The sequence below is a fragment of the Bifidobacterium sp. LH_230 genome, from assembly GCF_056357555.1.
On the sequence record NZ_JBKEWJ010000004.1, the window covers coordinates 58,529 to 69,590 of the forward strand.

Annotated in this window: 8 protein-coding genes and 1 other RNA gene; all 9 read left to right on the plus strand. The window is 66.7% G+C overall.

Translation table 11 applies throughout. The features are described 5' to 3' along the window. Positions 1 to 11 precede the first annotated feature (11 nt). The 9 genes from AC1A0G_RS03065 (at position 12) to ssrA (ending at position 11,029) form a co-directional block, all read left to right on the plus strand. Positions 12 to 920 carry a UDP-N-acetylmuramyl peptide synthase gene (locus AC1A0G_RS03065; protein ID WP_476527400.1) on the plus strand — a complete coding sequence of 303 codons (909 nt, stop codon included), beginning with the start codon at positions 12 to 14 and terminating at the stop codon, positions 918 to 920. A 78-nt stretch (positions 921 to 998) separates the two neighbouring features. Then, positions 999 to 2,507: a UDP-N-acetylmuramoyl-tripeptide--D-alanyl-D-alanine ligase gene (locus AC1A0G_RS03070; protein ID WP_476527509.1), complete on the plus strand. Its 1,509-nt coding sequence runs from the start codon at positions 999 to 1,001 to the stop codon at positions 2,505 to 2,507. A 55-nt stretch (positions 2,508 to 2,562) separates the two neighbouring features. Next, entirely contained in the window at positions 2,563 to 3,666 is a 1,104-nt protein-coding gene (mraY, locus tag AC1A0G_RS03075; RefSeq protein WP_476527402.1) for a phospho-N-acetylmuramoyl-pentapeptide-transferase, read from the plus strand. 96 nt (positions 3,667 to 3,762) lie between these two features. After that, entirely contained in the window at positions 3,763 to 5,196 is a 1,434-nt protein-coding gene (gene murD / locus AC1A0G_RS03080; RefSeq protein ID WP_476527511.1) for a UDP-N-acetylmuramoyl-L-alanine--D-glutamate ligase, read from the plus strand. After that, positions 5,183 to 6,547 (plus strand): peptidoglycan glycosyltransferase FtsW, encoded by a 1,365-nt coding sequence (locus AC1A0G_RS03085; RefSeq protein WP_476527404.1) that lies wholly within the window; start codon positions 5,183 to 5,185, stop codon positions 6,545 to 6,547. The genes murD and AC1A0G_RS03085 overlap by 14 nt, the downstream gene beginning before the upstream one ends. Positions 6,548 to 6,600: 53 nt before the next feature. Beyond that, positions 6,601 to 7,770 (plus strand): UDP-N-acetylglucosamine--N-acetylmuramyl-(pentapeptide) pyrophosphoryl-undecaprenol N-acetylglucosamine transferase, encoded by a 1,170-nt coding sequence (locus AC1A0G_RS03090; protein WP_476527405.1) that lies wholly within the window; start codon positions 6,601 to 6,603, stop codon positions 7,768 to 7,770. A 135-nt stretch (positions 7,771 to 7,905) separates the two neighbouring features. Next, positions 7,906 to 9,396, plus strand: a complete 1,491-nt coding sequence (murC, locus tag AC1A0G_RS03095; RefSeq protein WP_476527513.1) for a UDP-N-acetylmuramate--L-alanine ligase — start codon at positions 7,906 to 7,908, stop codon at positions 9,394 to 9,396. Continuing rightward, complete coding sequence (locus AC1A0G_RS03100; protein WP_476527407.1) at positions 9,396 to 10,490, plus strand: cell division protein FtsQ/DivIB; 1,095 nt, start codon at positions 9,396 to 9,398, stop codon at positions 10,488 to 10,490. The genes murC and AC1A0G_RS03100 overlap by 1 nt, the downstream gene beginning before the upstream one ends. Positions 10,491 to 10,632: 142 nt before the next feature. Further along, positions 10,633 to 11,029, plus strand: a transfer-messenger RNA (tmRNA) gene (gene ssrA, locus AC1A0G_RS03105). The last annotated feature ends 33 nt before the right edge of the window (positions 11,030 to 11,062 follow it).

The window sequence follows — 11,062 nt, forward strand, 5'->3', positions numbered from 1 at the left end:
GGGAGACGACAATGAGTGCGGTCAGTGAAGGCGTGTCCAGGCGCGTGACGCTGGGATATCTCGCGGATCATTACGGATACGAGCTGGTGCCGTCGTTCGCGGCGAACGTGACGATCACGTCGATCGCGGACGATGTGGATTCGGTGGCCCCGGGCGCGCTGTTCGTGCCGAGGGGAGCCGTGGACGGCGCGACGGTCGAACGGGCGATGGAACGCGGCGCGTACGCCGTGATCGTCGGGCCCGCGGACCGTGAGGCCGTCGCCGCGCGTGAGATCCCGGCATTGGTCGGGGACACGGACGGCGAATTGATCGGCCGGATGGCCGCCGACGTGGCCGGTTCCCCCGCGAGCCTGCTCGCCGTGTTCGCGCTGGCGTCAAGCTCGGTGAACGGCAGCGCCGACGACCTGCATCACAACGTGGTGCGGCTGTCGCGTCTGCTGCACATGCTCGGCAATCCGGTCAGCGTGATCGACTCGTTCGGCTCGCAGTCGTTGGAACGGGCCCTGCCGCTGGAGTATCCGCTGGGCGCGCTCGACGTCCAGCGCACGCTCGGCGTGTGCCAGGAGGACGGTTCGGCGGCCGTGGTCATCGCGCTCGACGACGCGACGCTCGCCCCGGACGCCCTGAGCGGGATCAACGTGGACGTACTGGGCGTGGACGGCATGGACAGCGATCCGCGCAACCGTGACGTCGCCCGCAAGACGGGGAACCGGTACGGGTTCATCATGGATTCCCAGACGCACCTGACCGGGCGCACGATCGAATCGGACCAGATCGCCATGCAGTTCCCGTCCTCGCAGGACGGCGGCATGGGCGACGTGAAACGCTCGTCGCTGGCGATCGCGATGGTGATGGCGGCCGGGGTGCGGCGCAACAACATCCGCAACGCGCTGCGCGTCAGCCGCGACCTGGGCAAGTAGGACGACGGACAACAGGATAATTTCGGTCAAGTTCAACAAGAGAGGTTTTGGATGGTGGATGCACACGATACGGCGACGATGATGCCGATGACGCTCAACGAGATCGCCGCTGCGGTGAACGGCCGGCTCGCGCACGCCGACGGGATCGACGGCGATGCGCCGCTGGCGACCTCGGCCGTCAGCGACTCTCGTCAGGCGCACGACGGCTCGGTGTTCGTCGCGATCGCCGGCGAACGCGTCGATGGCCATGATTTCGTGCCGGCGGTCGCCTCGCAGGGCGCGGCATGCGCGCTGGTGGACCACGAGATCGACGCGCCGATCGCGCAGATCGTCGTGAACGACACCGTCGAGGCGCTGGGCCTGCTCGCCAAGCACAATCTTGAGCGCCGCCGCGCCGAAGCCGCGCCGTTCTCGATCATCGGCATCACCGGATCGGTCGGCAAGACGACCACCAAGGACCTGCTGTCGCACCTGCTGGGCGATCTGGGCGGCACCGTCGCGCCGGTCGGCTCGTTCAACAACGAGATCGGCCTGCCGCTGACCGCACTGAAGGTCAACGCCGGCACGCGCTTCTTCGTGGCCGAAATGGGCGCGAACCACATCGGCGAGATCGCCCGGCTGACCACCATCGCGCCGCCCGACGTGGCGGTCGTGCTCAAGGTAGGCGTCGCCCACCTGGGCGAATTCGGTTCCGTCGAACGCATCGCACAGGCCAAGAGCGAGATCATCCGCGGTCTGGTCCCGGGCGGCGTAAGCGTGCTCAACGCCGACGACGCGCACGTGGCGGCCATGTCCGCCATCGCACCCGGACAGATCCGCTGGTTCGGCGTCACCGACGCGACGACGAACCATGAGGGCTTCACGCTTACCGGAAGCGACGTGGCGCAGGACGACACCGGCTGCCCGAGCTTCACCATGACCGCCGCCGACGGCGAGAGCCGCGAGACCACCGGCATCACGCTCGGCATCCGAGGCAGGCACAACGTGATGAACGCGCTGGCCGCCGCCAACGTCGCCCTGTACTTCGGCATGACGCCGCAGCGCATCGCGACGATCCTCGCCGCGCAGCACAGCATCAGCGCGCACCGCATGGCCGTCTCCACGGTCAGACGCGACGACGTGACGTTCACGCTGATCGACGACTCGTTCAACGCCAACCCCGATTCCATGCGCGCCGGCCTTGACGGACTGGCCGCATGGCACAAGGCGGAGCATCCGCAGCCGTTCCGCATCGCCGTGCTCGGCGCCATGCTCGAACTCGGCGGCGACGAGGACCGGCTCCACCGGGACATGGGCCGTTACGCGGTCGCCGTCGGAGCCGACGCCGTCGTCGCGGTCGGGGGAGCGGACCCGCATCTCGACGAACTGGCCGGTGCATTGGCCGACGGCGCACGCGAGGCGGCGGATGGCGAGAACCCGTCCGCAGATAAGCGCCCCTCGGTAGACTGGGCGCATACGGCCGATGAGGCGGACGCACTGGTCATGCGTCTGGCCGCCGAACACACGCCGTCGGTCGTGCTGCTCAAGGGATCGCACGCCTCGGGCCTGAGCGCCCTGGCGACGCGCTGGGCGCCCGCCAAGGACTGAACCGAGACCGAACCGAATACGTACAGCGTTGGAACTGAGGAACTGAGAGGAAACCATGATCGCACTCATCATCGGCATGCTGGTGTCGCTGGCCGTGACCATGATCGGCACGCCACTGCTGATCCGTCTGGTCCATAAGCTGCACTACGGGCAGTACATCCGCCAGGACGGGCCGAAATCGCATCAGATCAAACGAGGCACGCCGACGCTCGGCGGTGTCGTCATCAACTTCGCGGTGCTGCTCGGCTGGGGCGCGTCCGCGCTCTACCGCTACCTCAACTCCGGCAGCGTGCCCTCCTGGTCCGCCGTGCTCGTGCTGTTCGCCATGTTCTCGATGGGCTGCCTCGGCTTCGTCGACGATTTCGCGAAGGTGCGCAAGAAGCAGAACGAGGGCCTGACCGTCGCCGGCAAGTTCATCGGCCAGTTCATCCTCGCCACGATCTACGCGGTGCTCGCGCTCATCATCCCCACCAAGTCGGGCTTCCCGAGCGCGCAGGCCGGCATGAGCTTCATCGAGACGCCGTTCATCAGCTTCGAATTCGCCGGCCGCATCGTCTCGATCGTCCTGTTCGTCGTATGGGTGAACTTCCTCATGGCCGCGTGGACGAACGCCGTGAACCTCACCGACGGACTCGACGGACTGGCCGCCGGCTCGTCGATGATCTCGTTCGCCGGCTACGCGATGATCGCGTTCTGGGAGTCGTACCACATCAAGGGCGGCACCCACCAGGGCTTCTCCTACGCGGTGTCCGACCCGCTCGACCTGACCATCATCGCCGTGTGCGCGGCCGTCGCATGCTTCGGCTTCCTGTGGTACAACTCGAACCCGGCCACGATCTTCATGGGCGACACCGGCTCGCTCGCGCTCGGCGGCCTGTTCGCCGCGCTCTCGATCGCCACGCACACCGAATTCCTCGCCGTGATCCTCGGCGGCCTGTACGTGATCGAGGCCATGAGCGACGTGATCCAGGTCGGCTACTTCAAGATGACCCACAAGCGCGTGTTCAAGATGGCCCCGATCCACCACCACTTCGAACTGTGCGGCTGGACCGAGACGAAGGTCGTGGTGCGATTCTGGATGGTCGAACTGCTGTTCGTGCTGTGCGGCCTCATGGTGTTCTACGCGGATTGGGTCGCCCGCTCCGGCCTGCTGGGCTGACCGGCACGCGCAACCGCGCAAGCCGCGGATGCGCGGCGGATGTATAACGGTATGTGGTTTGGAACCTACTGACGATGGAAGGCTGAGATGGCTGATATGGAATTGGATGGCAAGACGGTGATGGTGGCCGGACTCGGCGTGTCCGGCCGCGGCATGGTCGAGGTGCTGCGCCCGCGCGCGGCGAAGGTGTTCAGCGTGGACGAGCGCAACGAGGCCGCCGACCTGCACTCCTTCGACGACGTGGACTGGACCCACGTCGACCTGGTGTGCACCTCCCCGGTGTTCAACCCGCGCACCCCGTTCATCCTCGAGGCGCAGCGCCGCGGCATCCCCGTCATCAGCGAAGTCGAACTCGCGTGGATGCTGCGCGCCGACCGCGACGGCCACGGCGCACATGCCGGCTGGATCGGCATCACCGGCACCAACGGCAAGACGTCCACCACCGAAATGACCTCCGAAATGCTCACCGCATGCGGCCTCGACGCCCCCGCGGTCGGCAACATCGGCAAATCCGTCTCCCACGCCGCCGTCGAACCGGAACACGACGCGCTGTGCGTCGAACTGAGCTCCTTCCAGATGCACTTCACCTACTCGATCGCGCTCGACTGCGCGGCCATCACCAACATCGCCGACGACCACCTCGACTGGCACGGCGGCATCGAGAACTACGCCGCCGACAAGTCCAAGGTCTTCCACGGCGTGACCAGAACGCTCGTCTACAACGCCGACGACGAACGCGTCACCAAACTCGCGTTTGCAGCCGAAACAGCGGAAGGATGCCGCAAGGTCGGCTTCACGCTGCACGAACCGGCCGACGGCCAGATCGGCGTCAAGGACGGCTGGATCGTCGACATGAGCGGCGTCGCCGGCGGTACGCCGGGCGTGGCGGAACAGGTTGCCCCGATCGCCGAGTTCACGCATCTGAGGGAGCCGGACGGCACCGTCTACCCGCATCTGCTCGCCGACGCGCTGACCGCGCTGGCGCTCGTGCTCGGCTACGGCGCCGACCGTGAGACGGCCGTGCGCGCCCTGCAGGGCTTCGCGCCGGGCGGCCACCGCATCCAGACCGTCGCCACCGCGACGCTCACGGACGGCGGCACGATCCGTTTCGTCGACGATTCCAAAGCCACGAACGCGCACGCGGCGAACGCGTCATTGAACAGCTTCGGCGCGAAGTCCGTCGTCTGGATCGCGGGCGGCCTCGCCAAGGGCAGCCGTTTCGAGCATCTTGTGGCCGATCAGGCGCACACCATCAAGGCCGCCGTCATCATCGGCAAGGACCAGCAGCCCATGCTCGACGCGTTCGCCGCCAGCGCGCCCGACATCCCGCTGACCGTCATCGACCCGGCCGACAACGCCACCGTCATGGATCGTGCGGTCGACGCGGCCGGCACGTATGCCAAGGCCGGCGACGTGGTGCTCATGGCACCGGCATGCGCGTCGATGGACCAGTTCAAGTCGTACGCGGACCGCGGCGACCAGTTCGCGGCGGCCGCAACCCGTTGGGCGGGGGCGCATGGCGAACGGTAGACGCGTCGCATCAGGTTCCGCCGATTCGCCGTCGCGCGAGCGTCGGCCGGATGACACGGCCACAGGCGCGAAACCGGCGAAACGGCTGCGGCTCTTCGCCGGATCGGCCGACGCCAAGCGGTCGGAAGACACCTCAGGCAACCCGCGCGGCATTCGGCCGCGCAACAAGTCGAACGGCCGGCCCCGCAACGGGCAGGGTGCCGCGTACACCGGCATCCGCGCCCTGTTCAACCCGATCTGGTGCTACCACGGGTTCCTCGTCGCGGTGCTGGTCCTGTGCTGCTTCGGCGTGATCATGGTATTCTCCAGCTCGTCGGTCTCCTTGGTGTCCGCGGGAAAATCCCCGTGGAACCGGGCGATCAGCCAGGGCGTGTACTGCGGCGCCGGCCTGTTCTGCGCGGCGCTGCTGTCGAGGGTGAAGGTGGAGCATTATCTCAAATTCTGCTCCGCCGCCATGATCCTCGCGCTGATCGGACAGCTGCTCACCCTGACCCCATTGGGCACCGGCGAGGCGGAAACCGGCAACAACGGCTGGATCGTCCTCGGACCGATCTCACTGCAGCCCGCCGAGTTCACCAAGCTCGCCCTGTGCGTCTGGCTGCCCTTCGCCCTGCGCAAATCGGCCAAACAGTATGCGCGTGAAGGCATCAAGGCGTATCTCATGCCCGGAATCATCTATTTCGCGGCGCTCGGACTGGTCATGCTCGGCAAGGATCTCGGCACCGGCCTGATCATCGTGTTCATCGGCATCACCGCGTTCATGATCGGCGGGTTCCCGCTCAAATGGATGGCCGGCCTGATCGGCGGACTCGGCGTGCTGGTGCTCGCGCTCGTCATCACCAGCCCCAACCGCATGGGTCGCATCCTCGCCGCATACAAGCCGTGCACCGACCTGGAAGGCGTGTGCTACCAGTCCATGCACGCCAAATACGCGCTGGCCGAAGGCGGGTTGCTCGGCGTCGGCCTCGGCAATTCGCGCGAAAAATGGAATTATCTGCCCGCCGCGCACACCGACTTCATCTACGCGATCATCGGCGAGGAGACCGGATTCGTCGGCGCGCTGACCGTGCTGCTGCTGTTCATCGTGATCGGATGGTGCCTCATGTGCGTGGCGCTGCAGGTCAAGGAACGCTATGTGGCGATGGTACTGGTGTGCATCTCCGTGTGGCTGGTCGGCCAGGCGCTGGTGAACATCGGCGTGGTCATCGGCATCTTCCCGGTGCTCGGCGTGCCGATGCCGTTCGTCTCATCGGGCGGCTCGTCGATGATCACTTGTCTGATGGCCGCAGGCGCGGCCGCCGGCCTGATGCGATCCCAACCGCAGATCGACGCGGAACACGCCGGAATGTAACGTCTCTCACGCAACCGTGCGCTGGTACGGCCGTGGACTAAGCTGGAGGAACTATGAGTACAGGAGTTCGCAACGTCGTCCTCGCCGGTGGCGGTACCGCCGGCCATGTCAATCCGCTGCTCGCGGTGGCCGCATCCATCCGCCGCATCGATCCGAACGCCCACGTCAGCGTCATCGGCACGGCGGTCGGTCTGGAACACGACCTCGTGCCGGCCGCCGGCTACGAGCTGGACACCATCGAAAAGGTGCCGTTCCCGCGCCGCCCCAATCTCGACGCGCTGCGCTTCCCGATGCGTTGGAAGCGCGAAACCGCGAAGGTGCACGACATCCTCGAACGCCGTCACGCCGATGTGGTCGTCGGCTTCGGCGGCTACGCGTCGGCCCCCGTCTACGCGGCCGCGCACAAGATGGGCATCCCGATCCTCATCCACGAACAGAACGCGCGCGCCGGCATGGCCAACAAGCTCGGCGCACGATGGGCCGACTACATCGGCACCGCGTACGATAACACCGGGCTCAAGGCCCGTCAGGGCGTGCCGGTCGAACGCGTCGGCCTGCCGCTGCGCCCGGCGATCGCCGAACTGTGCGCACGGTTCAGCGCCGACCGCGTCGCCGTACGCGACGAGGCCGCGGCGCAGCTCGGCGTCGATCCGAACCGTCCGCTTGTGCTCGTCACCGGCGGCTCGCTCGGCGCGCTGAGCCTCAACCGAGCCGTATCCGGCGCGGCCGCCGACCTGCTCAAATACGCGCAGGTCATCCACCTGACCGGCCGAGGCAAAATCGACGAAGTGCGCGCCACGGTCGCCGAACAGGCCGGCCAATCGGCACTGTCGGGACTGTTCGACGACGCGAACGGCGGCGACTACCACGTCGCCGAATACCTCGAACGCATCGACCTGGCCTTCGCATGCGCCGCACTCGTGATCTGCCGGTCCGGAGCCGGCTCCGTATCCGAACTCGCCGCACTCGGCCTGCCGGCCGTCTACGTGCCGCTGCCGATCGGCAACGGCGAACAGCGGTTCAACGCGCAGCCCGTCGTCGAAGCCGGCGGCGGCCTGATGGTGGCCGACAAGGACCTGACCCCGGGCTGGGTGCGCGATCACGTGCCGACCCTGCTGGCCGACCCGATCAGACTGCGGCAGTTCGGCGAAAAAGCCTGGAACTACGGCATCCGCGACGCGGCCGACATCATGGCCCGCAAAGTGCTGGAACTGGCGAAATAATCAAGGAGCATACCGTTGAACGACACCATTGACAACGAAGCAATCGTCCTGGACCCCACGCACGCGGCGTTCGGACCGGATGACGACGTGACCGTACTCGGCCGCACGCATTTCATCGGCATCGGGGGAGCGGGCATGAGCGTGCTCGCCGAAATGCTGCACGAACACGGCGTGACCGTGGACGGTTCCGACCGCGAGCACAGCGCCAAAACCGACCGGCTCGAATCGCTGGGCATCACCGTCGAATTCGGCCAGCGTGCCGACAACGTCGCCGGAGCGAACACGGTCGTCTATTCCAGCGCCATCAAGCTGAGCAACCCCGAAATCATCGCCGCCCACGCGGCCGGTGCGCGCATCGTGCACCGCAGCGACATCCTCGCGCTGCTCATGAACGGCCGCCGGGCCGTCACCGTCGCCGGAGCGCACGGCAAGACCACCACCAGCTCGATGCTCGCGCACATCCTCGCCCACGCCGGCACCGGCGCGCTCGCTGATCCGAGCTATGCGATCGGCGGCTCCATCCAAGGACCGGACGGCTCCGTCATGGACGGCGGCCATGCCGGCAAGGGCGACGTGCTCGTCGCCGAGGCCGATGAATCGGACGGCAGCTTCGAAAAATACCATCCGACCATCGCGATCATCACCAACGCCGAGCCGGACCATCTCGACCACTACGGCACCGCGGGGCACTATCATGCCGCGTTCGTGCAGCACGCCGGCCATGCGACCGGACACGTGGTCATGTGCGCCGACGACGAGGGCGCACTGACCGTGCTGCGTGCACTCGACCCGGCCGTCGCCGCGCATGTCATCGTCTATTCGACCCGCGAACGCGAGCTGATCGGCGAGCTGAACGGGGCGACGCTGGTGCGCATCGAGTCCGAAACCGAACACGCCGGAACCGGTGCGGAACGCTTCACGATCGACCTGCCCGCGGCCCTGACCGGCTCATCCGACGACGCCGATCTGCGGCTGCCGGTCAGCCTGATCGTGCCCGGCGTCCACAACGCGCGCAACGCGACCGCGGCCATCATCGCCGCCACGCTGCTCGGTATGGACCCGCATGCGGCCGCCGGCGCGGTCGGCACGTTCCTCGGCGCGGCGCGGCGCTTCCAGATCCGCGGCACGGTCGCGCAGGTCACCGTCGTCGACGACTACGCGCATCATCCGACCGAAATCGCCGCGCTGCTCGCCGCCGCCCGCCGCCGCTACCCCGACTCGACGCTGCACGTCCTGTTTCAGCCGCACCTGTTCTCGCGCACGAAGTTCTTCGCCCGCGAGTTCGCCGAAGCGCTCGCCAAGGCCGACGACGTCATCGTCACCGGCATCTTCCCCGCGCGCGAAAAGCAGGCCGATTTCCCCGACGTCACCGCGCGCACCATCGTCGACGCGGCCGCGGGACTGGCCCACGAGCCGGGCCGTTGGATCGCCGCCGTGGACGACATGCGCACCGCGGCGCAGATGCTCGCCATGCGCGCGCATCACGGCGACGTGATCTTCACCGTGGGAGCGGGAGACATCACGGCGATGGGCGACGTGCTGCTGCACGCGCTGGAGGCGCACCGGTTCGATTGCCCGACCGGCGATGAGGCGGAAGCGTGCGGCCGCGCGACGGACGGGCGCTGATGGTCCGACGCATCGCCAGTTCCCGCACCGCACCGCAGCAGGGCGGCGGCAAAGGGACGCGCAAGACGGTTCGATCGGCGTCGTCGCAATCGGCATCCGAACGTTCCGCCTCGTCTCGTACCGTCTCGTCACGTTCGGCCGGCTCCCGGGCCGCGGCGACCCATCAGGGCCGGCGCGGCGCAAGAACCGTATCCAGCGGGCAGCGCGACTCGTCCGCGCAGCAACCGTCCGGCGCCATCCGTCAGGGATTCATCGACGCGCGGCGCATGCCCAGCGAGGACGTCGTCGCCAGGACGCTCAACGAGACGGCCGGCGTGCTGGGCGTGCCCACCCGACCCAAGATCGTGGACTTCAACGCGCGGCGCAAGGAACGCCGCCGCATGAACATGCGGGTCGTCGCGGTCCGTTCGCTGATTGCCGTCGCCGTGGCGGCCATGATCACGGCGCTGGTCTGGTTCCTGTTCTTCTCGCCGGTGTTCCGCCTGGAAACCTCACAGATCAACGTGACCGGCGGCAACGAATGGGTCAGCCGCGACGACATCCTCAAGATCGCCGACCGGCAGTCCGGCAAATCGCTGCTGCTGGTGTCGACCGACGAGGTCGTCAAGGAGCTGAGCAACATTCCGGGCGTCACCGAGGCGACGGCCAGGAAGCAGTTCCCGAAAAGCCTTGCGGTGACGGTCCAGGCCCAGCAGCCCGCCGCCATGCTCAAGGAGTCGGGCAGCGCGCTGGTCGCCGTCGACAGCAAGGCGCGCGTGCTCAACAGGGTCGGGGACGCGTCCACGGACGGCATCCCCGTGATCGAAGTCAAGGACATCGATACGAGCCTGGACAGCAACGCCATCAAGGAGGCGCTCAAGATCCTCGGCAGCCTGCCCGACTCCATGCGCACGACGATCACCAAGGTCACCGCGAACACGCAGGATTCGATCACCACCGAGCTCAACGGCGGCGAGCACACCGTGGTATGGGGCGATTCGTCCGATCTGGAACTCAAGAAGGCGATCGTGGACAAGATCCTGTCCGACCCGAACGTGATCGGCGACAAGAAGCAGGTGGACGTCTCAGCGCCGTCGCGGCCGATCATCAAATGACGGTCGTGGCGGTCATGGCGGTTTGTTCGGTGGGTTGCGCACGACTCGCCGAACAGGCCGACGGTTCGTGTGATTTGACATGACCGGTCCGACGAGCTATATTGAAATGTCCGTGCAAACGGAAGCTTGATAATTCAAGATTGGGGATGATCGGTTTCGACGGTGACCTGTTCGTCGCAGGGAAGCGTGCCGAGAACGCCGGGTCCGCTCGTGGATGCCCCCGGCAAAAGAATAAGTGCTAAATCTAACCGCACTGAGTTCGCTCTCGCTGCCTGAGCTTCGCGCCAGGATTAACCAGTGAGCAGCCGCTCCGTTCACTCCTCCTCGTCTTTGGGAGGATGCTGAGCGTCGTTTAGAAGACTTGCTGATGCAGCTGCGTTGCAGGGCTGTGTCGGGACTTTGACTGCGAATATGCTCGCCATCGGTTGTCTGCGACATAGATGGGGGCAGAAAAACTGCCGCACGGCCAGCAGACTACGCACGTAGAAGACTGAGGGTACGGTTACCGGACCGGGGTTCAATTCCCCGCATCTCCACCATTCCGCTTTGGCGGAAACAAGCCGCTTTGCCTT

Bases quoted from the DNA above. Each gene is read 5' to 3' on its own strand.
- murD (WP_476527511.1), top strand. From the start codon at position 3,763: ATGGAATTGGATGGCAAGACGGTGATGGTGGCCGGACTCGGCGTGTCC.
- AC1A0G_RS03090 (WP_476527405.1), top strand. From the start codon at position 6,601: ATGAGTACAGGAGTTCGCAACGTCGTCCTCGCCGGTGGCGGTACCGCC.
- mraY (WP_476527402.1), top strand. From the start codon at position 2,563: ATGATCGCACTCATCATCGGCATGCTGGTGTCGCTGGCCGTGACCATG.
- AC1A0G_RS03100 (WP_476527407.1), top strand. From the start codon at position 9,396: ATGGTCCGACGCATCGCCAGTTCCCGCACCGCACCGCAGCAGGGCGGC.
- AC1A0G_RS03085 (WP_476527404.1), top strand. From the start codon at position 5,183: ATGGCGAACGGTAGACGCGTCGCATCAGGTTCCGCCGATTCGCCGTCG.
- AC1A0G_RS03070 (WP_476527509.1), top strand. From the start codon at position 999: ATGATGCCGATGACGCTCAACGAGATCGCCGCTGCGGTGAACGGCCGG.
- murC (WP_476527513.1), top strand. From the start codon at position 7,906: ATGAGCGTGCTCGCCGAAATGCTGCACGAACACGGCGTGACCGTGGAC.
- AC1A0G_RS03065 (WP_476527400.1), top strand. From the start codon at position 12: ATGAGTGCGGTCAGTGAAGGCGTGTCCAGGCGCGTGACGCTGGGATAT.